Genomic DNA, 20,283 nt, shown 5'->3' on the forward strand with positions numbered 1-20,283 from the left:
GTGCCGGCAGCTACTCCTGCCAGCCTTCATTCCTGATCGCACGCACGAGCTGGCGGCTGTGATACTCCGCGCTGCCGGCATTGAGGATGGTGACATCGGCATCGGCCGATGTGTCGTCGACGTTGCGCGCGAGGCGATCGGCGATATTGCCGTCGCTGTGCCGGGCGCGCGCGGCAAGCCGCTGCGCCAGCACGTCCGGCGGCGCCGTGATCGCGACCACGATGACGTTGGCATAGGCCTGGCGCAGCGCGCCGATCACCGTGCGCGAGACATTGGCGACGACCGCGCGACCGGCCCGGATGTCGTCGTTGATTTCGAGCGGCAGGGCATAGGAATGCCCGTGCGCCTCCCAATGCACGGCGAAATCGCCATGCTCACGTCCGCGACGGAAGTCGTCCTGGCTCACCGCAATGTTGTCCTCGTCGGCAGAAGACGCGCGGGTGACGACGCGGCGCGGAAAGACGACATCGCGGTCGTCCGCGCAGGCCGCCTGCGCGAGCCGCAAAAGCGTGTCCTTGCCGGCGCCGCTCGGACCGACCACGAGCACGAGCCGCCCGGGCCCGATCCCGCCGGCCGCATCCTGCGCCATGGTCGCGGTTTCGCTCATGCCACGCGGTGTCCTTCGCGCCAGACACTGCGGACCACGGGAACGCTGCCGGCCACGTGCACGCGGATCAGATCGGCTCGTTTGCCGGTCGCGACCTCGCCGCGGTCGGTGAGGCCAACCGCCTCGGCCGGTGCCTTGGTCACGGTGCGAACCGCCGCAGGCAGGCTGATCGCCGGCACATGCTCCGGCAATTGCAGCGCGGCCATCAGCAGGCTGGACGGAATGTAGTCCGACGACAGGATGTCGAGCAGACCCTCGCGGGCGAGATCGACTGCGGCGATATTGCCGGAGTGGGAGCCGCCGCGCACGACGTTCGGTGCGCCCATCAGGATGTCGATGCCGGCCTGGTGCAGGCCGCGCGCAGCCTCCAGCGTGGTCGGAAATTCCGCCACCGAAACGCGATCGCGCACGGCGTCCGCGACGTTCTCCTCGGTGGTGTCGTCATGGCTCGCGAGCGGGATCTTGTACTCATGCGCCAGCGCCACGATCTCGCGCATGTTGGCCGCAGCATAAAGCTTCTGATACTCGAAGCGCTTTGCGAACAGCTCGTCGAGCTCGGCATCGGTCTTGCCGCCGCCCTTGCCGCGATAGTAGTCGCGCAGCTTGACCTCGTCGCGGAACTGGCGCTGGCCGGGGGTGTGGTCCATCAGCGACATCAGCTTGACGTCCGGACGGTCGATCAGCTCCTTGGCTTCCTCGACCACGCTCGGCATCGGGATTTCGCAGCGCAGATGCAGGAAGTGGTCGGCGCGCAGCAGGCTGGCGTCGCGCGCGGTCGTGATCGCGGCGGCGAGCACGCCGGCACGGCCATCGACTTCCTCGGCGCCGTCCTCGCGCCAGACCCGGAGCGAGTCGAACACGGTGGTGATGCCCGAGGTCGCGAGCTGGCCGTCATAGGAGATCACGGCCGCAACCGGATTCCAGAACACCTTTGGGCGCGGCACGTAGTGTGCTTCGAGATGGTCGGTGTGGAGCTCGATCAGGCCGGGCATGATGAGATCGCCGCCGGCGTCCTCGGCGCCCGAGGGCGCCCTGCCCTCGCCGATCTCGGCGATGCGTCCGTCGGCAAGAGCGAGCCAGCCCTGCTCGATCACCCGGTCAGCCAGCACGATCCTGGCGTTGGCGATCACGGATTCCTTCGGCTTGGCGTTCATTTCCCTCTTCCCTCAGGCGGCGGCGGCAAAACTGGTGACGTCAACGATACGGTCGGCAATCAGATGGCGGATTTCGTCGTCATGGACAATGGCGACCATGGCGACACCCTGGCGTTTTTTCTCGGCGACCAGCTCGACCACGACGGCGCGATTGGCCGCATCGAGCGAGGCGGTGGGTTCGTCCAGCAGCAGGATCGGCAGCTCCGAGATGAAACCGCGCGCGATGTTGACGCGCTGCTGCTCGCCGCCGGAGAAGGTCGCGGGCGGAAGCTGCCACAGGCGCTCGGGAATGTTGAGGCGGTGCAACAACGCGCCGGCGCGCGCTTGCGCTTCGGCCCGGGCCATGCCGTTGACGATCAGCGGCTCGGCGACGACATCGATGGTCGCAACCCGCGGCACCGCGCGCAAGAACTGGCTGACATAGCCGATCGTGGAACGGCGGATGTTCAGCACCTGCCGCGGCTCGGCGGTGGCGAGATCGACCACCGCGCCGCGATGGCGGATGCCGATGCGGCCGGAATCGCAGCGGTAATTGCCGAAGATCATCTTTAGGATCGACGATTTTCCGGCGCCCGATGGCCCCGACAGCACGACGCATTCGCCGGGATTGACGTGGAAGGTCACGCCGCTGACGACGGGCAATTCGATGCCGCCTTGCAGGTGCATCGTAAAGGTCTTTTTCGCGGCGGCGATGTCGATCATGGCGGTCATTGCAAAGCTCATTGGGGAAAGCTCATGGCGGCAGAATCGAGGAGACGAGGAGCTGGGTATAGGGCTCGCGCGGATCGTCGAGCACCTGGTCGGTGAGACCGGTTTCGATGACGCGGCCGCCCTTCATCACCATCACGCGATGCGACAACAGCCGCGCCACCGCGAGATCGTGGGTCACGATGATGACGGCGAGATGCAGCTCGGCGACGAGGCTGCGCACGAGGTCGAGCAGGCGGGCCTGCACGGAGACGTCGAGGCCGCCGGTCGGCTCGTCCATGAACACCAGCCGTGGCTCGGTGACGAGATTGCGGGCGATCTGCAGGCGCTGACGCATGCCGCCGGAATAGGTGCGCGGCGCATCGTCGATGCGAGCGATGTCGATCTCGACGCGCGTCAACCAGTCCGACGCGGTGTCGCGAATGCGGCCGTAGTGATTCCAGCCCACCGCCATCAGCCGCTCGCCAACATTGGCGCCGGCCGAAACCGCCATGCGCAGGCCCTGCGCGGGATCCTGGTGCACATAGCCCCAATCGGTGCGGAACAGGAAGCGCCGCTCGGCTTCGCCCAAGGTTGTGAGATCGCGGGTGATGCCGTCGCGCATCCGATAGGAGACGTGGCCGGCGCTCGGCGCGAGCTGGCCCGACAGCATTTGCAGCAACGTCGACTTGCCCGAACCGGATTCGCCGACGATCGCCAGCACCTCGCCGGGGTAGAGCGAGAACGACACGTCGCGGCACGCGGCAATGCGGCCGTAGGATTTGCTGAGGGACTCCGCGACCAGCAGCGGCTGGTCGTTTTCGAGCATGTCTTGATCAACCATGGGAGCCCGACTTCTCCTTGTACGGCGCGGCGCTGAGGCTGCCGTGATGGCCGGCGGCCTGGCGGCCCTCGCAGTAATCGGTGTCGGAGCAGACGAACATCCGCCCGCCCTTGTCGTCGGTGACGATCTCGTCGAGATAGGAATTCTCGGCGGCGCACAGCGCGCAGGGCGCGTTGAAGCGATACGGCTCGAACGGGTGATCCTCGAAATCGAGCGACACCACCTGCGTATAAGGCGGGATCGCGTAGATGCGCTTCTCGCGGCCGGCGCCGAACAATTGCAGCGCGGGGCAATTGTCCATCTTGGGATTGTCGAATTTCGGCGTCGGCGACGGATCCATCACATAGCGCGCGTTCACCTTGACCGGATAGGCGTAGGCGGTCGCGATGTGACCGAAGCGGGCGATGTCCTCGTAGAGCTTGACATGCATCAGGCCGTATTCGGCGAGCGCATGCATGCGCCGCGTCTCGGTCTCGCGCGGCTCGAGGAAGCGCAGGGGTTCGGGGATCGGCACCTGATAGACCAGCACCTGGTTCTCGTGCAGCGACGTCTCGGGTATGCGGTGACGGGTCTGGATCACGGTCGCATCGATCGTCGACGTCGTCGTGGCGACGCCGGCGGTCTTGGCGAAGAACTTCCGGATCGAGATCGCGTTCGTGGTGTCGTCGGAACCCTGGTCGATCACTTTCAGCGTGTCTTGCGGACCAAGGATCGCAGCGGTCACCTGCACGCCGCCAGTGCCCCAGCCATAGGGCATCGGCATTTCACGGCTGGCGAACGGCACCTGATAGCCGGGGATCGCGATCGCTTTCAGGATCGCGCGGCGGATCATCCGCTTGGTCTGTTCATCGAGATAGGCGAAATTGTAGGCGGGCGCGTTCATTCCGCGGCCTCCTTCATGGCATCGGGCGCATTGGCCTCGGCGAATTCCCGACGCAGCTTGCGCAGCAGGCCGAGCTCGGACTGGAAGTCGACATAATGCGGCAGCTTCAGATGCTCGACGAAGCCGGTCGCCTGGACGTTGTCCGAATGCGACATCACGAATTCTTCATCTTGCGCCGGGGCTACGGCCTCTTCGCCGAGCTCGCGGGCGCGGAGCGCGCGGTCCACCAGCGCCATCGACATGGTCTTGCGCTCGCTCTGGCCGAAGGCGAGGCCATAGCCGCGGGTGAAGCACGGCGCTTCTGTCGCCGATCCCTTGAATTGGTTGACCATCTGGCATTCGGTCAGCTCGATCGAGCCGAGCGACACGGCGAAGCCGACGTCTTCCGCAGAGAATTCGACCTCGACCTCGCCGAAGCGGATCTCTCCGGCGAAGGGATGGTTGCGGCCATAGCCGCGCTGGGTGGAATAGCCCATCGCCAGCAGGAAGCCCTCGTCGCCGCGCGCAAGATTTTGCAGGCGCAGATCACGGTCCGCCGGAAAGTTCAGCGGCTCGCGCGTGAGGTCGCCGACGCTGGCGCCGTCTTCCGCCTGCGGTGAGGATTCGATCAGTCCGTCGCGGCCGAGAATGTCGGTCACGCGCGGCGTGGCCGCGGTCGAGGCCTCTGCGGTTGCCGGCGCTTCCGGCACAAAGCCTTCAGCGAGGGTCGGATCGAGCAGGCGATGCGTATAGTCGAAGGTCGGCCCGAGGATCTGCCCGCCAGGAATGTCCTTGAAGGTCGACGACACGCGCCGCTGCACCCGCATGGCGCCGGTGTCGACCGGCTCGCTCGCGCCGAAGCGCGGCAGCGTGGCGCGGAAGGCGCGGACCAGGAAGATCGCCTCGATCAGATCGCCGCGCGCCTGCTTGATGGCGAGCGCAGCGAGCTCGCGATCATAGAGCGAGCCTTCGCTCATGACGCGGTCCACGGCGAGGCCAAGCTGCTCCGAGATCTGGTCGAGCGTGACTTCCGGAACGCTTCTGTCGCCGCGCCGCGCATTGGCGAGCAGGCGATGGGCGTTGTCGATGGCGCGCTCGCCGCCTTTGACTGCGACATACATGCGACTAGCTTCCCTTGTTCACGACACGCGTGGTGCGCGGGATCGCAACCACGGCGTCATCGGCAACCAGCACCACATCGATGCCGCGCGGAAACAATGCCTCGTTGAACCGCAGGCGCTCGAACAGGTCGAAAGGCTTGATCGACGCCTGAAGTGTCGCGACACCATCGATGCCGGGGCCGCGCAGCTCGAAACTGCGCCCTGCATCGAGGTGATCGACCTGGAGGATGACCGTGGTCGAGCGATCCGGATATTCGTTCGTGCCGAGCGCGAAGCGCTCGAGCACCGGCAGCGCCGTGCCGTCGCTGATCAGAGCGAAACTCGCGATCGACGAGTCCTGCACGACCGGCGCGCCGGTGTGGAACTTGAGCCATTTTGTCACGTCGGAGCTTTCCGACATGCGCGCATCGAGCCAGAGCGGTGTGTCATGGTCGAACAGCGTCAGCGCGATCGCGGCGGTGCCGCGCATCATCGGTCCGGGCGCCCCTGCCATCGGCACGATGCGCTGGACCGAGCCCGGCCGCGCCATCGCGTCCATGACCGAACGAAAGGTCGATTGCGCCGACAACACCTTGTCGGCGAACCCCGGCGGCAGTTCCGCAATCGTGGTCATGGCCTCACCCCTCACCGCGCACCATGGTGTAGAAATCAACCTTCGTCGCGGCGGTCTCGGCCGCCGCCCGCGCGCGCTGAAGCATAAGCTGCTCGCGCAACGGCGTGATAACGTCACGCTCCACCGCCTCGCCGAATTCACCGGACTGCACCAGCGCGTCGCACAGCGCGATCAGCCGCGCCTTCTCGCCGTCGCGTCCCAGCGTGTAGCCGAAGCCGACCTCGCCGCTCGCGAGCCGGACCGCCGCGCGCGACACCGTCGCTTCGCCGAGATTGAACGGCGCGCCATCGCCGCCGACCCGGCCGCGCAGCATCACGAGGCCGTTTTCCGGCGCGCGCAGCTCCTGATGTGCCGGCAGCGCGAAAGCGCGGAGGCGAGCGGCGATCTCGCCCGCCTCCGCGTGCGCCAGCACGGCCATCGCGGCCTTGCGCTGGGCTTGCTGGTTGTTGTGCTGGGTCACCAAATCCACCGAGCTTTTGACAGAACTTGCCGAATCCAAGTTGTCTATGATAATAGACAACTTGATACCGAAGCGCCATGACTGTTTCGTGACAAACGTGTGATTTCTGAAGTAGGCTTCGCGGCAACATGAGCATGCAGGACACAGCCTCTTCGGGCGTCGCGCTGTGGCGCCTCGTTGCCGACGGCATCGAGCGCGGCATCGCCGACGGCCGCTTTGCGGCCGGCGACAAGCTGCCGGGCGAGATGGAGATCGCCGAAACCTATCGGGTGAACCGCCACACCGTGCGGCGCGCGCTCGCCGCGCTTGCCGAGCGCGGCATCGTGCGTGCCGAACGCGGCAGCGGAACCTATGTCGAGGCGCAGCGCCTCGCCTATCCGCTGCGCTCGCGCACCCGCTTTTCCGAGATCGTCGGCGCCGACGGCCGCGAGCCGCATGGCCGTTTGATCGAAGCGTCCGACGACGTCGCGACCCGCGAGCTGGCGCGGGAACTGGGATTGAAGGCCGGCGCGCCGCTGGTCCGGATCGAGGCGATACGGCTTGCCGACCGCACGCCGATCTGCGTCTCCACCACCTGGCTGTCGGCGGAATTGTTCCCGGGTGCGGGCAACGTGTTCGCCGCGACGCGTTCGATGACGAAACTGCTCGAGCACTACGGCGTCCGCGACTACAGCCGCGGCGCGACCCGGATCACCGCCGGCATCGTCGACGCGACCGACGCCGCGCGACTGGATCTCCCGCTGGGACGGCCGATCCTCGTGGTCGACGCGACCGACCACGATCTCCAGGGCAAGCCGCTGGTGACGAAGCATTCGCGGTTTGCGGCGGAACGGGTGGAGTTTTTGGTGGAGTCGTAGGCTTCTTCCCTCTCCCCTTGTGGGAGAGGGTGGCTCGCCGCGTAGCGGCGAGACGGGTGAGGGGTGTGTCTCCGCAAATTCCGATCAGAGCTTGAGGAGACAGACCCCTCATCCGGCGCTTCGCGCCACCTTCTCCCACAAGGGGAGAAGGGAATAAAGCAAGCTACGCCACAGCCCTTCGCCCGATGATCGCAAAGCGCAGCTTGCCCGAGATGAAATCGATCGCGGCGACCGCAACCAGAATCATCAGGATCAGGAACGACACCTTCTGCCATTCCAGCACGCGGATCTGCTCGGCGAGCTGGAGCCCGATGCCGCCGGCGCCGACGATGCCGATGATGGTGGCCGAGCGGGTGTTGGATTCGATGAAATATAGCACCTGGCCGGCGATGACGGGCAGGACCTGCGGCAGCAGGCCGAAGCGGATCTCGTGCAATGCGCTGCCGCCGGAGGCGCGGATGCCTTCGACCTGCTTCTGGTCCGCGCCCTCGATCGCCTCCGAGAACAGCTTGCCGAACGCGCCGAAATCCGACACGGCGATGGCGAGCACGCCGGCGAACGGGCCGAGCCCGACCACATTGATCCACACCAGCGCCCAGATCAGCGTGTCGACGCCGCGGATCGAATCCAGGAAACGTCGCACGGGGAAGCGCAGGATCTTCGACGGCACCACGTTGCGCGCGGCCAGCAGGCTGACCGGAAGCGCGAAGACGGCGGCCAGCGTCGTGCCGAGCAGCGCGATCGACAGCGTCTCGCCCAGCGCCTTCAGATAGATCGGCAACGAGGAGCCGGGATCTGGCGGGATCATCATCAGGCTGATCCAGCCGAGCTGGCTCAGCCCTGCGAAAAGGCGCGACGGCGAGAAGTCGAGATCGACGAGGCCGTAAACCAGGATCGCGAACGCCGCGACGATCATCGCCGGCATGGCGAGCCGCGCCGAGGCCGGCCGGTCGAACACATCGGGGTAGCGCGCGCGAATCCGCGCGGTGTCGATCTCCTGCGGCCCCGTCACGTCCGCGCCTCCTTGCCGAACAGGCGGCCGCGCAGCCAGCCCGTGGTGATGTCGATGATGAAGACGGTGAGGATGATGGTGAGCAGGATGGCGCTGACGTCGGAGTAATAGAACTTGCGGATGGCGACGACGAGCTCCTGGCCAATGCCGCCGGCGCCGACGAAACCCATGACGGAGGCTTCGCGGACGTTGATCTCGAAGCGGAGCAGCGCGTAGCTGGCATAGCCCGCGGTCACCTGCGGCACCACGGCAAAACGCATGCAGGACAGCCAGCTCGCGCCGGTCGAGCGGATGCCTTCGACCGGCTTCATGTCGGCATTCTCGACGATCTCCGAGAACAGTTTTCCGAGTGCGCCGGTGGAGTGGATCGCGATCGCGAGCACGCCGGCCATCGGCCCGAGCCCGAAGGCGATCACGAAGATCAGCGCGAAGACGATGCCGGGGACGGTGCGGGCGAATTCGAGCAGGCGACGCACCACGAAGCGCAGCCAGGGCGACGGCGACGTGTTCTCGGCCGCCAGGAAATTCAGGGCGAAGGCGAAGGTCGCACCGATCAGCGTGCCGACATAGGAAATCAGCAGCGTCTCGCCCAGCATCTTCAGCCATTTGCGCCAGCCCCAAAGCCACTCGCCGACATCGGTCCAGACCCGCTGGCCGCTGTCGAGCGTGAGGATGCGGTCGAAATAGCTGATGAAATTGCCGAAATAGGTGAACAGCGTGCGCAGATTCACTTCCGCGCCGATCGCGGCGAGAACCAGCGCTCCCGCGAAGATCACTGCTCCCAGCAGGAGGCGGAGCCGCCTGCGCGCGACCGCCTGGTTGTACGCGGCGTTCAGCGCGTCCAATTGCTGCTCGGGGAGGATCGAAACCGCGACGGTCATAGGGTCAGGGAGAGTGGATGGTCAAAAGAGAAAGAGCCGGGTCCATCGACCCGGCTCCAGTGGCGTCGTCCCGAAAGCTCAGGACGCCTTCTTTTTGCGCAGCGCATCGACGAACTTGATCAGCTCGATCGTGCCATCCCAGTCCTTGGTAGTGGCGTGATTAAAACCCTTCTTCTGGCCGTCCTGGAGGCGATCGAACGCCGCCTTGTCCTTCGCCGGCGCGTCGAAGAAGGCCTTGGCGATGGCAGCCTTCGCATCGTCCGGCAGGTCCGAGTTGTAGGCGTAGGGGCCGTTGATGATCGGCGCCGACTTGTGGATGATGCGGAAGTCGCCCTTCTTCATCGCCGAGCCGTCGGCATTCTTCAGCATGCCCTTGGTCAGCATCTGCGCCAGCGTCGAATCGTCGTCGGTGGTCCACTGGTTGGCCGCGACGTCGACCGTGCCCTGCGCCAGCGCCAGCATCGCGTTCTCGTGGCTACCGGTGAAGACGACCTTGCTGAAATAGGTGTCGGCATCCGGGATGCCCATCTTGTCGAGCTCGAAGCGCGGCACGTTGTTGCCCGACGTCGAGTTCGGATCGACGAGGCCGAGGTTCTTGCCCTTGAGGTCGTCGATCTTCTTGTAGGCACTGCTCGCCTTGACGAAGAACACGGAATAGTAGCCGGTCGAGCCGTCGGCGTTGATATCGTTGGCGAAAGCGTCGGTCTTGACGCCGGTCAGGCGGGCGCGGGCGAACGAAGCCGAGCCGTAGCTGGCGATATGGATGTTGCCGGCGCGCTGGCCTTCGATGACAGCGGCGTAGTCGTTGGCGATGCGCAGCGTGACCTTCACGCCCAGTTCCTTGGAGAGATAACTCATGAACGGCGCCCAGCGCTCGGTGACGCCGGAGGCGTTCTCGGCCGGGACGACCGCAAAGGTCAGCTCGGGATATTTGGCTTTCCAGTCCTCGGCGGACGCCGACGATGCGAAAGCGAGCGCGGCGGCGCCGGCAAGGATTAATCTGCGAGTGATCATGATACCCTCTTCGTCGGTTGGGGTCGGTTGACGCAAAACTGGCAATTAAACGTGCGGCTCAGGCCGCCGCGGCGGTTCCGAGCGCCGGAACGCCCTCGGGCGCCGGGACAGGCATGCCGCCCATGACGTCGGCGGCTTCGAGATCGTAGAGCTCGCGCGCAACGTGGTCGGTCAGCGCGGCCGGCGCGCCGTCGAACACCACGCGGCCGGCGGCCATACCGATCAGGCGGTCGCAATAGGTGCGGGCGAGATCGAGCGAATGCAGGTTGCAGAGCACGGTGATGCCGAAGTGCTTGTTGATGCGCAGCAACGCATCCATGACGATCTTGGTGTTGCGCGGATCGAGCGAGGCGATCGGCTCGTCGGCGAGGATGATGTCGGGCTGTTGCACCAGCGCGCGCGCGATCGCAACACGCTGTTGCTGGCCGCCGGAGAGCTGGTCAGCGCGCTGGGCGGCGAGCGAGGCGATGTCGAACTGCTCGAGCGCCGACATCGCCAGCGCCTTGTCCTGCTCGGGCCAGGTCTGCGTCAGCGAGCGCCAGGCCGGCATAGTCGCGAGCCGTCCCATCAGCACGTTGGTGAGAACATCGAGCCGGCCGACCAGATTGAACTGCTGGAAGATCATGGCCGAACGCGCCCGCCACTGCCGCAGCTCCTTGCCGCGCAGCGCAGTGACATCGAGACCGTCGAACAGGATGCGGCCCTGTGTCGGCGTCGCGAGGCGGTTGATCATGCGCAGCATGGTCGACTTGCCGGCGCCGGAGCGCCCGATCACACCGACGAAGCCGCCGGGGGAGATTTGAAACGAAGCGTCGTCCACCGCGGCCTTTGCGCCGAAGCGACACGTCAGACCTTCAACCACCAGCATGCAGGACTCCAGAGTAGCTGGGACCCACCGCTATCGCCGGCGCTTGACACTTGTGTGACACGCGCGTTGCGGTGCGGCGATCCTACACACCTCATCCCCTGTCATCGTCCCGTCATGACTTTGTCATCAGGCCGCTCGAAGAGGTACGCCCGCCCTCGATCAATCGGATGCAGCATGGCCGGCAAAACGCTCTCGGTCCAACCGACCATCGACCCTTCGGCAAAGCTCCATGAGACCAGGCTCGGCAGCTATACCGAAGTCGGCGCGCGCACCATCCTGCATGAAGTCACGATGGGCGATTACTCCTATGTCGTGAACGACGCCCAGATCACCTACACCACCATCGGAAAGTTCTGCTCGATCGCGGCGATGACGCGGATCAACCCCGGCAACCATCCGATGCATCGCGCGACGCAGGCGCATTTCACCTATCGTTCCAGCGCCTATTTCCCCGGCGAGAGCGACGACGCCGAGTTCTTCGACTGGCGGCGCCAGCATCATGTTCATATCGGCCACGACGTCTGGATCGGCCATGGCGCCATCGTGCTGCCGGGCCGCAACATCGGCACCGGCGCGGTGATCGCGGCGGGCGCCATCGTCACCAAGGACGTGCCGGCTTACACCATCGTCGCCGGCAATCCGGCGCGCGTCGTGCGGCGGCGGTTCTCGGAAGAGATCGCCGGCCGGCTCGCCAGGCTCGCCTGGTGGGAATGGGATCACGACAAATTGCGTGAAGCACTGCCCGATTTCCGCAAGCTCGGGATTGAAGATTTCCTCTCGACATATGAAGCACGGGCAAGCTCCCTCACCAGTTCTCCTGCCAGCAAACGAAGCGCGGTCGCGTGACAGACATATTCCTCGAGGGCGGCCGGGCCCTGATCGGCTCCGAGCTCGTCGAAACCTCCCTTCTCGTGTCCGGAACGAACATTGCCGGGGTCGACGCCTCGCGCGGCCGGGCACGGCTGGCGATCGATGCGCGCAACCTGCTGGTGTTGCCCGGCATCGTCGATCTGCATGGCGATGCCTTCGAGCGACAGATGATGCCGCGCGCCGGCGTCGACTTCCCGATCGACGTCGCGCTCGCCGACAGTGACCGCCAGGCGATCAGCAACGGCATCACCACCGTGTTCCACGCCACGACCTGCTCGTGGGAGCCGGGCCTGCGCAGCGCCGCCAATGCGCGCGGGCTGATGGAAGCGATCGAGCGGCAGCGCCCGCAATTCGCTGCCGACACCCGCTTCCATCTCCGGCATGAGACCTACAACCTCGAGGCCGAGACCGAGATCGGCCAGTGGCTCGCCGAGGGCCGCGTCGACCTGTTCGCCTTCAACGACCACATGGACGGCACGGTTGGCGACATGGCCAAGCCGCGCAAGCGCAACCGCATGGTGGAGCGCACCGGCCTGTCGGGCGAGGAATTCGACCGGCTGGTCGAGCGTGTGCTTTCGCGCGCCGGTGAAGTGCCGGCTTCCGTGTCGCGGCTTGCGGCGACTGCCCGTGCCGCCGAGGTGCGGATGCTCTCGCATGACGATGCGACGCCGGCGATGCGCGAGGCGTATCGCGAGTTGGGCGCTGACATCGCCGAATTCCCGATCAACGAGGAGACGGCGCGGGCGGCAGCAAGCCACGGCGATGCCATCGTCTACGGCGCGCCGAACGTCGTGCGCGGCGGTAGCCACACCGGCTGGACCAAGGCGTCCGACATGATCGCCAAGGGGCTCTGCTCGGTGCTGGCGTCGGACTATTACTATCCCGCGCAGCTTCTCGCGGCGTTCCGGCTCGCCGCGGATGGCGTGCTGCCACTGACGCAGGCCTGGGATCTGGTCTCCGCGGGACCGGCCCGCGCGACCGGCCTCACCGATCGCGGCGTGCTCGCGGAAGGACGCCGCGCCGACATTCTGCTCGTGGACGACAGCGCGCCGCTGCGGCCGCGGCTCATCGCCGTGATCGCGGGCGGCAAGCTCGTGCATCTCACCGATGCGACACGGCTGCTCGCCGCGGCGACGATGCCGCGCGAGGCTGTCGTCGCCGCATAAACCGGTTATGTTCGGACGATGACAGGTTTTCCCCGCTACGCGATCTATTTTGCGGCCGGCGCCGACAGCGCCCTCTCCCGCTTCGGTGCCGAGCTGCTCGGCTATGATGCCTATACCGGCAACGAGGTGCCGTTCCCTGCCGGCGCATCGCGTGTTGCGCCGGACTGGCGCGACGTCAGCGCCGATCCCCGCAAATACGGCTTTCATGCCACGCTGAAGGCGCCGATGGCACTGGCGCCCGGCAAAACCGAGACCGAGCTCGTCGCAGCCTGCGCGACATTCGCCGGCAAGGCGCGGCCGATCCCGTCAATCCGCCCGGTCGTCGATTCCATCAGCGGCTTCATTGCGGTGATTCCGGCCGAGCCGGTCGGTGCGCTCCAGCAACTTGCCGCCGATTGTGTCCGCGAATTCGATTGCTTTCGTCCGGCCCTGACGGCGGAAGACCGCGCGCGGCGCAAGCCCGAACGGCTACCCGAGCGACAGCGCGACTATCTCGACCGCTGGGGTTACCCTTACGTGATGGAAGAATTCCGCTTCCACATGACGCTGACGGGGCGGCTGGATGCGGAGCGGCGCGGACCGATACTGGAGATGCTGCGCGCGAGGTTTGCGACGCTCGATCTCGACACGCTGGCAATCGATCGCATCGCGCTGTTCAAGCAGGATGATGCCGAGGCGCGCTTCCGCATCATCGGCGAGTGGGCATTGGCGCGGTAGACCTCAACGCCAGCTCGCAAGATTGAAGGCGAGCGCCACCGCGCCGACCAGAACGAGGCTGGCTGCCCAGACCGCATCCAGATTGAACCAGCTTCGCGAGACGAACTTCAGTCCCAGATGGCGGTAGACCAGCCACGCCAGACATCCGCCGGCGCTGACCATGGCAATAACGTGCACCAGGGACACCAACACCGCCATCCCGAGACTTGCCTTCATCAGCGCCCCGGCGGCTTCATGGCCGGCATCGAGCTCGAAGGCCCGGCAGAGCCCGAGATAGATCGGCACGAGCATCAGGGCGGCACCGTGGGCAATGGCGACCGCAAACGACCAGAGCGCCAATTGCGTCGGCGGAATTCGTGCCAGCGCGCGGGGATGGCGCCGCGCGATCAGCCGGTAGATGCCGAAGCCGATGACGAGAAGGCTCGCGCCGAGCTGGATGGGACGCTGCCACGCGGCCAGCACGAGCAGGAACGCGAATGGCAGCAGCACGAGAAGTGTTGCCAGCAGATGCCCGGCCGCCAGAGCCCACAACGCACGGAACAGCGCGCGCGGGCTCTTGTCCATGAGCCCGGCCGAAACGGCGAGCGGCCATCCCATTCCGGGGTTGACCCCGTGATAGAGACCGCTCGCAACAAGCGCGAGCCACAGCCAGCCAAGCGCCGGGCTCGCGTGTCCCCAATCTAGACCGACGGGTAGCAAAAAGAGTCCGTCGAACAATCGCCGCCCTCGAGCCTGATCTGGTGCGCGCGATATCCGTCTGGGAAGCTCACGAAATAGTTCTTGTCGAGCTCAAGACCGCCGTTGCGACCGACATTGGCCATGACCTCCACGCCAGGAACCCCATCGGGGTAGAACTGGTCGTCCCAGGTGGAGTAGAGCGAATTGGTCCAGTACACGCGCTTGCCGTCGCGGCTGATCTCGACCATCTGCGGGCCACCTGCGTACGCCTTGCCGTTCGGATGCGGCGCGCGGCGCACGATGCCTCCGGTATGCACCGAACCCGCAAGCTTGGGCTTTCTGGGATCGCTGACATCGTACTGGCGCATCTCGCCGGTGCCCCAACAGGAGACGTAGAGGAATCTATCGTCCATCGACAGGTCGATGTCGGTCACCAGCGGCGGCACGGCGCCAAAGCCCTGCAACAGCGGCGGAAGCTTCTCCTTGGCTGCGGGCTCTGGCGGAATGGTCGCCGTCTTCTCGGCATGGAATTTCCCTCCCTCGCGCCACCAGGTCCAGATCGAACCTTCGAGGTTGGTGGTGTCAACCACCACGCCGGCAAAACCGTATTCGCGGACCGGATCATGCGCCGGCCGCACCTCCAGCGCCATCTGGTGATTGGCGCCGAGGTCGATGGTCTGCACATTGCGCCGGGCGCGAAGATCCCAGAAGTGGAGACGATGGCCATATTTGTTCGACAGCAGATCCTCCGGGACGATCCCGTTCTCGAACTGCGGCGGCAACGCCCATTCGCTCGTCACCATGTAGTCGCGCGGCAGATTCCACCAGAAATCATAGTGCAGCGTCTGCGGACCGCGGTCGATCTCCCAGCGTCCCAGGACCTCGAACGTCTCGCAATCCATGATAAAGACGCCGGGAGGTCCGCTGGTGCCGTCCTTGCCGCCGCCGCCCAGCGTGCTCACGTAGATGCCGTCCGGACCGCAGTGGATGGTGTGCGGCCGCGAGTAGCCGGTCTTCTTGAAGATTTCCTCGGGCTCGATGATCTTGTGGATCTTGGCCTGGATCGGATGGGGCTTGGTGTCGATGATGTAGATCCGCGACGAGCGTATCCCGGGGATGATGAGATAGCGCCGCTCGATGAAGGCGTGTCCGGCGAGCGGCGACAAGGCGGAGGAGCAGGCATTCCAGCCGAAGTGATGAAACTCATCGCCCTTGTTGGGCATCGTCACGGTGTGGACGATCTGGCTGTAGGTCGGCGATCCCGGCTTGACGTCGATGACCGCGAGAGCATCCGGCTTTGAGAAATCCGGACTGAGCAGCAACGTGTAGGCAAAGTTCTCCGCAGGTGCTTCCATCGCAAGCTTGGGCGATGCGTGAAAGGTGGGATCCGGCCTCATCGTCATGGCACTGCCTCCCTGTTCTGTCGGTTCGTGCCAACCTGGCTCGGGATAGCGGCATAATGAAGTTGTTGCGCGATGTCGCGAAACGCTCCGTAGGTCCGGTTGGCGAGCGTACAATATGTCATCGCCGGGCTGCGGGGAACCGCCCGGACCGCGCTAATTCGACGCCTTCAGCCGAAATGCAAGCCGGCGGGATAGGCGGAACGCTCGGGCGTCTCATTCCCTGTCGTCCCTGCGCACGCAGGGACCCATAGCCCCAGGGAGAAGTTACGGTGCAAGGCTGGCAACCCGAGCCTTCGTCAAACCACTCCCTGTGGTCATGGGTCCCGGATCAGCGCTCCGCTCTAGACAACGCTACGCGTTGTCGGGAGCTGCGCTTGTCCGGGACGACGGCTGAGATAACCACGGCAGTAGAACGAATGGCGCGCTACCTGCCCCACCGTAGCGCCAGCGCATCGCGCTCCTTGGCCAGCTCCAGCAGCCCCGCCCGCGTCGCCGGGTGCAGCGGCTGCAACGGATGCCGCACGGCGTCCGACTTGATCACGCCGCCGGCCTGCATCATCGCCTTGCAGGCGATCAGGCCGCATTGGCGGTTCTCGTAATTGATCAGCGGCAGCCAGCGCTCGTAGGCGGCTTTCGCTTCCTCGCGCTTGCCGGCGAAATAGGGATCGATGATCTGGCGGATACCGTCGGGATAGCCGCCGCCGGTCATCGCGCCGGTCGCGCCCGCATCGAGATCGGCGAGCAATGTGATGGCTTCCTCGCCATCCCACGGACCCTCGATGTCCTTGCCGCCCGCCTCGATCAGGCTGCGCAGCTTTGCGGCGGCGCCGGGCACCTCGATCTTGAAGTAGCGGATGTTGGAGAGTTCGCGCGCCAGCCGCGCGAGCAGCTCGACCGACAGCGGCGTGCCGGCCACCGGCGCGTCCTGGATCATGATGGGAATGTTGATGGCGCCCGACAGCACCTTGAAGAATTCGACGATGCCCTTCTCGGGCACGCGGAAGGTCGCACCGTGATAGGGCGGCATCACCATCACCATGGCGGCACCCGCAGCTTCTGCCTGCTGGCTGCGCGCGGCACAGACGGCGGAGCTGAAATGCGTGGTGGTGACGATCACGGGAACCCGACCCGCGACGTGCTCCAGTACCGCGTGCATCACGGCTTCGCGCTCGGCATCGGTGAGCACGAACTGCTCGGAGAAATTGGCGAGGATGCAGAGGCCGTTCGAGCCGGCGTCGATCATGAAATCGATGCAGCGGCGCTGGCCCTCAAGGTCGAGCTCGCCGCGCTCGTCGAAGATGGTGGGCGCGACCGGGAACACGCCGCGATAGGGGCGCTGGGTCTTGTTGTGTGGCGTGACCGGCATCGAACTCTCCATCCCTGATGCGCTCTTACATCTGCAACGCACGCGTGGCGCGGCGTCACAGATGTACTCGCCGCGCGAGACGACGGCAATGCCGTTCGCGCGACGCCGGGATGGATGAGAAACGAACTTACGCGGTCTTCACGGCCCCCAGGAAGCCCTCGACCGCGACGCGAAGACGATCGGCGTCGGCCGACATCTTCTTCACGGAATCGGACAGCACCGTGCCGGCATTGCCGGTCTCCTGGTTGAGTTTTGCAACGCTGCCGATGGTGTCGGTCACCTCGCGGGTGCCCTGGGCTGCCTGCTGGAAGTTGCGCGAGATCTCGGTGGTGGCCGCGCGCTGCTGCTCGACGGCGGCAGCGATCGCCGTCATCTTCTCGTCGATGCCGCTGATGGCGCCGCCGATCGAGCGGATGGCGGTCACGGCCTCACCCGTCGCGCCCTGGATCTCCTCGACCTGGCGCGAGATTTCTTCAGTCGCGGTCGCGGTCTGCGCGGCGAGGCTCTTGACCTCGCCGGCGACCACGGCAAAGCCGCGGCCGGCCTCGCCCGCACGCGCGGCCTCGATGGTGGCGTTCAGCGCCAGGAGATTGGTCTGGCCGGCAATGGCGTTGATCATCTTCACGACCTCGCCGATGCGGCTGGCGGTCTGATCGAGGATCTCGACCGTCGCGTTGGTCCGCTCGGCCTGCGAGACGGCCTCGCGGGCCTCGCGCGCGCTCGACTGCACCTGTGCGGAGATCTCGCCGACGGACGCGGAGAGTTCCTCGGTCGCGGCCGCGATGGTCTCGAGATTGTTGGTGGCCTGCTCGGCCGCGGAGGAGACTGCCGCGGTCTGGCTGGTCGACTCTGATACCAGCGTGCGCACATCGGTCGCCGTCGCATCGAGCTCCCGCGCCGACGCGGCGACGCTGTGGATCACCGCCTGCACGGTGTCGTCGAAGCTGCGGCATGCGTCGTCCACGGTACCGGAGCGGGCCAGTTGCAGCGCCTGCTGCGATTCGCGTTCCTGGCCCAGCCGCTCGGCGGTCGCCGCGCTCTCACGCAGGCTTTCGAGCGCGGCGGCCATGGTGCCGAACTCGTCGGGATATTTCGACTGCGGCACCGGCGTGGCGTAATCGCGCGCGCCAATGCGTGCGATGGCATCCAGGATGGCGCGAACCGGGCGCATCAGGCGATTGCGCACCACGTACACGCCGGCGAGGGTCACGGCGAGTGCGAGCAGGAAAGCGAGCGACTGCACGATGAGGTTGGTGAGCGCCTTGGCCTGCACGGCCTCGGCACGCGCGATCGACTGATCCAGCGCCTTGTTTGCGACCCCGACAATGAGAGCGAAAGGCGACTGGCAAAGCGTGTTCCACTCCGCGGCGGGCATCGCGGGCTTGCCGCTGCCGTCGAGATTCCTGGTGAGCTCGCCGATCTGCTTGAGGACGCCGTCGGTCTTGGCCTTCGCGTCCGTCGCCGCCGTCACCAGCTCCGCCGTCACGTCAGGCGCAGCCAGCAGCTCGGCCATGCCGGCCCAGCCGGAGGTGATGGTGCCGTCCCATTGCGCCACGGACCGCTTCTGGGCGTCGTCGAGCGGCTTGCTGGTGTTGACGTTCGAGCGAAGCGACGAGCAATGGATGCCGTAGCGGTCGCGCACCTGCCAGGCAAAGCGGCGAACCTGGATCATGCGGGCGATGTAGGGGTCGTTCATCCAGGCGCGGTTCGACACTGCGGTGGAGGCGAGGTTCGCCGTGTCGATGACCTTGGTGACGGCATCGTACCAGGAATTGGTCCGCTCGATCTTGCGCTCGGCGCGCGGACGCTTGGCCTCGTCGTAGAACAACTGGAATTGCGGCGCGGCATCGCTCCAGCGCTGCTTCAGCGTGCTGGCGAGCTCGTCGCGGCGGGCGAATTCAATGGTGGCAAGCGCGGCATTGATCCCGTCAAAGCCACCCTGCTCGGCTTTCTCCGCCGCTTCGAGCTTGGCCCGCGGATCGTCCTCGCCGAGGATGGCGCTCTGGGCATCGCCGCGATTGTTGCGGAGCGCGAGCACCCCGTGGAAGATCGCCTTGTCGGCGGCGGCAAGCCGCGCGGTCTCTAAACTGTCGCTGTAGCGACCGAAGGCGCCGACCATCTGGAACGCCGTCGACGCGAGTGCACCGGCGGCCAACAAGGCCATCAGCGTCAGGAGAAGCGAGCTTACCGATTTCTTGAACATTGCCATGGGGTCAGGGGGCCTGCTTGGTACTGCTGGCCACCCTGCATCGCGACATGCCAAGGATCGGTTAAGGCTTTAGTCAAATTGCCGGGAACTCCCGGCCTGCCCAAGCTTTCCGCTAGCGAAATCAGGCAACCTTGGTGAAATCGGGCGGACGGCGTTCCGCAAACGCCGTGAACGCTTCGCGCGCCTCGGCGGTGCGCAAACGCTGTCCGAATTGCTCGCCTTCGGCCTGCATCTGGGCGACCAGGGCCTCGCCATTGCGCATCAGTTTCTTGGTGGCGGTGAGCGCGCCGGCCGGCTGGCGGGCAAGTCGCTGGGCCAGCGCGAGCGCCTCGGCATCGAGCCTGTCGAGCGGCACCACCCGGTTGGCAAGGCCCCATTCCAGCGCGGACCTGGCCGGTACGGTCTCGCCCAGCGCGAACATCTCGTAGGCGCGGGCGTAGCCGATGCGCGCCGGCATCAGCAGGCTGGAGGCCGCCTCCGGCACCAGCGCGAGACTGACGAAGGGCGTCGACAATTGCGCATTGTCGGCGAGCACGACGAGGTCGCAATGCAGCAGCATCGTGGTGCCGACGCCGACGGCGCGGCCCTGCACGGCCGCGACCAGCGGACGGGTGCAGCGCGCCAGCGACTGGATGAAGCGCACGACGTTGCGGCTTCCCTCGGACTTGCCGGCTGCGACGGCGGCGAATTCACCGACATCGTTGCCGGCGGTGAACATGTCACCCTCGCCGCGGATCAGGACCACACGGGCGGACGGATCGAACTCGGCGGATTCGATGGTGTCGGCGAGCTTGCCGTACATCGCATCCGTCAGCGCGTTCTTCTTGTCGGGGCGCGCCAGGGTCAGCGTGAGAATTCCGCCGTTGTTCTCGATTCGGACGTGCTCGGTCATGG

Annotated in this window: 21 protein-coding genes; 4 read left to right on the top strand and 17 right to left on the bottom strand. The window is 66.0% G+C overall.

Features of this window, described 5'->3' with window-relative positions; all coding sequences use genetic code 11:
- Positions 1 to 10: 10 nt before the first annotated feature.
- Genes phnN through phnG form a run of 8 tightly spaced genes read right to left on the bottom strand, consistent with a single transcriptional unit; the run spans position 11 to position 6,357 of the window.
- Positions 11 to 607, bottom strand: a complete 597-nt coding sequence (gene phnN, locus NLM25_RS41720; protein ID WP_254140793.1) for a phosphonate metabolism protein/1,5-bisphosphokinase (PRPP-forming) PhnN — start codon at positions 605 to 607, stop codon at positions 11 to 13.
- Positions 604 to 1,761 carry an alpha-D-ribose 1-methylphosphonate 5-triphosphate diphosphatase gene (locus NLM25_RS41725; RefSeq protein ID WP_254140794.1) on the bottom strand — a complete coding sequence of 386 codons (1,158 nt, stop codon included), beginning with the start codon at positions 1,759 to 1,761 and terminating at the stop codon, positions 604 to 606. The genes phnN and NLM25_RS41725 overlap by 4 nt, the downstream gene beginning before the upstream one ends.
- Before the next feature lie 12 nt (positions 1,762 to 1,773).
- Positions 1,774 to 2,472, bottom strand: a complete 699-nt coding sequence (phnL, locus tag NLM25_RS41730) for a phosphonate C-P lyase system protein PhnL (RefSeq protein WP_254140795.1) — start codon at positions 2,470 to 2,472, stop codon at positions 1,774 to 1,776.
- A gap of 22 nt (positions 2,473 to 2,494) precedes the next feature.
- Positions 2,495 to 3,292: a phosphonate C-P lyase system protein PhnK gene (phnK, locus tag NLM25_RS41735; protein ID WP_254123734.1), complete on the bottom strand. Its 798-nt coding sequence runs from the start codon at positions 3,290 to 3,292 to the stop codon at positions 2,495 to 2,497.
- Positions 3,285 to 4,175: an alpha-D-ribose 1-methylphosphonate 5-phosphate C-P-lyase PhnJ gene (locus NLM25_RS41740; protein WP_254123735.1), complete on the bottom strand. Its 891-nt coding sequence runs from the start codon at positions 4,173 to 4,175 to the stop codon at positions 3,285 to 3,287. Before NLM25_RS41740 ends, phnK begins: the two co-directional genes overlap by 8 nt.
- A complete protein-coding gene (locus NLM25_RS41745; protein ID WP_254140796.1) occupies positions 4,172 to 5,275 on the bottom strand; it encodes a carbon-phosphorus lyase complex subunit PhnI in 1,104 nt (367 codons plus the stop codon). Before NLM25_RS41745 ends, NLM25_RS41740 begins: the two co-directional genes overlap by 4 nt.
- Positions 5,276 to 5,279: 4 nt before the next feature.
- Positions 5,280 to 5,888 (bottom strand): phosphonate C-P lyase system protein PhnH, encoded by a 609-nt coding sequence (gene phnH / locus NLM25_RS41750; protein ID WP_254123737.1) that lies wholly within the window; start codon positions 5,886 to 5,888, stop codon positions 5,280 to 5,282.
- Between the two features lie 4 nt (positions 5,889 to 5,892).
- Positions 5,893 to 6,357 (bottom strand): phosphonate C-P lyase system protein PhnG, encoded by a 465-nt coding sequence (phnG, locus tag NLM25_RS41755; protein ID WP_254140797.1) that lies wholly within the window; start codon positions 6,355 to 6,357, stop codon positions 5,893 to 5,895.
- 119 nt (positions 6,358 to 6,476) lie between these two features.
- Here phnG and phnF point away from each other — a divergent pair, with 119 nt between their 5' ends.
- Entirely contained in the window at positions 6,477 to 7,205 is a 729-nt protein-coding gene (gene phnF, locus NLM25_RS41760) for a phosphonate metabolism transcriptional regulator PhnF (protein WP_254140798.1), read from the top strand.
- Positions 7,206 to 7,368: 163 nt separating this feature from the next.
- On the opposite strand, the gene phnE (NLM25_RS41765) is transcribed toward phnF, so the two are convergent.
- From phnE (NLM25_RS41765) to phnC, 4 genes are all read right to left on the bottom strand, one after another.
- Entirely contained in the window at positions 7,369 to 8,217 is an 849-nt protein-coding gene (phnE, locus tag NLM25_RS41765) for a phosphonate ABC transporter, permease protein PhnE (RefSeq protein WP_254140799.1), read from the bottom strand.
- On the bottom strand, positions 8,214 to 9,098 hold the full coding sequence (gene phnE, locus NLM25_RS41770) for a phosphonate ABC transporter, permease protein PhnE (RefSeq protein WP_254140800.1): 885 nt from the start codon (positions 9,096 to 9,098) through the stop codon (positions 8,214 to 8,216). Before phnE (NLM25_RS41770) ends, phnE (NLM25_RS41765) begins: the two co-directional genes overlap by 4 nt.
- A 78-nt stretch (positions 9,099 to 9,176) precedes the next feature.
- Entirely contained in the window at positions 9,177 to 10,112 is a 936-nt protein-coding gene (phnD, locus tag NLM25_RS41775) for a phosphonate ABC transporter substrate-binding protein (RefSeq protein WP_254123742.1), read from the bottom strand.
- A gap of 58 nt (positions 10,113 to 10,170) precedes the next feature.
- Positions 10,171 to 10,980, bottom strand: a complete 810-nt coding sequence (gene phnC / locus NLM25_RS41780; protein ID WP_254140801.1) for a phosphonate ABC transporter ATP-binding protein — start codon at positions 10,978 to 10,980, stop codon at positions 10,171 to 10,173.
- A gap of 174 nt (positions 10,981 to 11,154) precedes the next feature.
- Between phnC and NLM25_RS41785 the strand changes: the two genes are divergently transcribed.
- From NLM25_RS41785 to NLM25_RS41795, 3 genes are read left to right on the top strand one after another with little or no spacing between them, the layout of a single operon-like run.
- Entirely contained in the window at positions 11,155 to 11,826 is a 672-nt protein-coding gene (locus NLM25_RS41785; protein WP_254140802.1) for a chloramphenicol acetyltransferase, read from the top strand.
- A complete protein-coding gene (locus NLM25_RS41790) occupies positions 11,823 to 13,016 on the top strand; it encodes an alpha-D-ribose 1-methylphosphonate 5-triphosphate diphosphatase (RefSeq protein ID WP_254140803.1) in 1,194 nt (397 codons plus the stop codon). Before NLM25_RS41785 ends, NLM25_RS41790 begins: the two co-directional genes overlap by 4 nt.
- A gap of 18 nt (positions 13,017 to 13,034) precedes the next feature.
- Positions 13,035 to 13,733 (top strand): DUF1045 domain-containing protein, encoded by a 699-nt coding sequence (locus NLM25_RS41795; protein WP_254140804.1) that lies wholly within the window; start codon positions 13,035 to 13,037, stop codon positions 13,731 to 13,733.
- A gap of 3 nt (positions 13,734 to 13,736) precedes the next feature.
- Here NLM25_RS41795 and NLM25_RS41800 read toward each other — a convergent pair whose 3' ends face one another.
- The 5 genes from NLM25_RS41800 to NLM25_RS41820 all read right to left on the bottom strand — a co-directional run bounded on the left by NLM25_RS41800 (position 13,737) and on the right by NLM25_RS41820 (position 20,281).
- Complete coding sequence (locus tag NLM25_RS41800; protein WP_254141357.1) at positions 13,737 to 14,330, bottom strand: hypothetical protein; 594 nt, start codon at positions 14,328 to 14,330, stop codon at positions 13,737 to 13,739.
- Positions 14,331 to 14,413: 83 nt separating this feature from the next.
- Entirely contained in the window at positions 14,414 to 15,814 is a 1,401-nt protein-coding gene (locus NLM25_RS41805) for a selenium-binding family protein (protein ID WP_254123747.1), read from the bottom strand.
- 424 nt (positions 15,815 to 16,238) lie between these two features.
- Positions 16,239 to 17,180 carry a dihydrodipicolinate synthase family protein gene (locus tag NLM25_RS41810; RefSeq protein ID WP_254140805.1) on the bottom strand — a complete coding sequence of 314 codons (942 nt, stop codon included), beginning with the start codon at positions 17,178 to 17,180 and terminating at the stop codon, positions 16,239 to 16,241.
- A 127-nt stretch (positions 17,181 to 17,307) separates the two neighbouring features.
- Positions 17,308 to 19,389, bottom strand: coding sequence for a methyl-accepting chemotaxis protein (locus tag NLM25_RS41815; RefSeq protein WP_254123749.1), 2,082 nt, complete (start codon positions 19,387 to 19,389; stop codon positions 17,308 to 17,310).
- A 121-nt stretch (positions 19,390 to 19,510) separates the two neighbouring features.
- A complete protein-coding gene (locus tag NLM25_RS41820; RefSeq protein WP_254140806.1) occupies positions 19,511 to 20,281 on the bottom strand; it encodes an enoyl-CoA hydratase in 771 nt (256 codons plus the stop codon).
- Positions 20,282 to 20,283 lie beyond the last annotated feature (2 nt).

Source organism: Bradyrhizobium sp. CCGB01, from assembly GCF_024199795.1.
Lineage (GTDB): Bacteria > Pseudomonadota > Alphaproteobacteria > Rhizobiales > Xanthobacteraceae > Bradyrhizobium.

Excerpts from the sequence above, each read along its gene's own strand:
- NLM25_RS41810 (WP_254140805.1), bottom strand. The coding sequence starts at position 17,180 with ATGCCGGTCACGCCACACAACAAGACCCAGCGCCCCTATCGCGGCGTG.
- NLM25_RS41800 (WP_254141357.1), bottom strand. The coding sequence starts at position 14,330 with ATGGGATGGCCGCTCGCCGTTTCGGCCGGGCTCATGGACAAGAGCCCG.
- NLM25_RS41820 (WP_254140806.1), bottom strand. The coding sequence starts at position 20,281 with ATGACCGAGCACGTCCGAATCGAGAACAACGGCGGAATTCTCACGCTG.
- phnD (WP_254123742.1), bottom strand. The coding sequence starts at position 10,112 with ATGATCACTCGCAGATTAATCCTTGCCGGCGCCGCCGCGCTCGCTTTC.
- phnE (WP_254140800.1), bottom strand. The coding sequence starts at position 9,098 with ATGACCGTCGCGGTTTCGATCCTCCCCGAGCAGCAATTGGACGCGCTG.
- NLM25_RS41805 (WP_254123747.1), bottom strand. The coding sequence starts at position 15,814 with ATGACGATGAGGCCGGATCCCACCTTTCACGCATCGCCCAAGCTTGCG.
- NLM25_RS41785 (WP_254140802.1), top strand. The coding sequence starts at position 11,155 with ATGGCCGGCAAAACGCTCTCGGTCCAACCGACCATCGACCCTTCGGCA.
- NLM25_RS41795 (WP_254140804.1), top strand. The coding sequence starts at position 13,035 with ATGACAGGTTTTCCCCGCTACGCGATCTATTTTGCGGCCGGCGCCGAC.
- NLM25_RS41725 (WP_254140794.1), bottom strand. The coding sequence starts at position 1,761 with ATGAACGCCAAGCCGAAGGAATCCGTGATCGCCAACGCCAGGATCGTG.
- phnK (WP_254123734.1), bottom strand. The coding sequence starts at position 3,292 with ATGGTTGATCAAGACATGCTCGAAAACGACCAGCCGCTGCTGGTCGCG.
- phnL (WP_254140795.1), bottom strand. The coding sequence starts at position 2,472 with ATGACCGCCATGATCGACATCGCCGCCGCGAAAAAGACCTTTACGATG.
- NLM25_RS41745 (WP_254140796.1), bottom strand. The coding sequence starts at position 5,275 with ATGTATGTCGCAGTCAAAGGCGGCGAGCGCGCCATCGACAACGCCCAT.
- phnN (WP_254140793.1), bottom strand. The coding sequence starts at position 607 with ATGAGCGAAACCGCGACCATGGCGCAGGATGCGGCCGGCGGGATCGGG.
- phnC (WP_254140801.1), bottom strand. The coding sequence starts at position 10,980 with ATGCTGGTGGTTGAAGGTCTGACGTGTCGCTTCGGCGCAAAGGCCGCG.
- phnH (WP_254123737.1), bottom strand. The coding sequence starts at position 5,888 with ATGACCACGATTGCGGAACTGCCGCCGGGGTTCGCCGACAAGGTGTTG.
- NLM25_RS41740 (WP_254123735.1), bottom strand. The coding sequence starts at position 4,175 with ATGAACGCGCCCGCCTACAATTTCGCCTATCTCGATGAACAGACCAAG.
- NLM25_RS41815 (WP_254123749.1), bottom strand. The coding sequence starts at position 19,389 with ATGGCAATGTTCAAGAAATCGGTAAGCTCGCTTCTCCTGACGCTGATG.
- phnF (WP_254140798.1), top strand. The coding sequence starts at position 6,477 with ATGAGCATGCAGGACACAGCCTCTTCGGGCGTCGCGCTGTGGCGCCTC.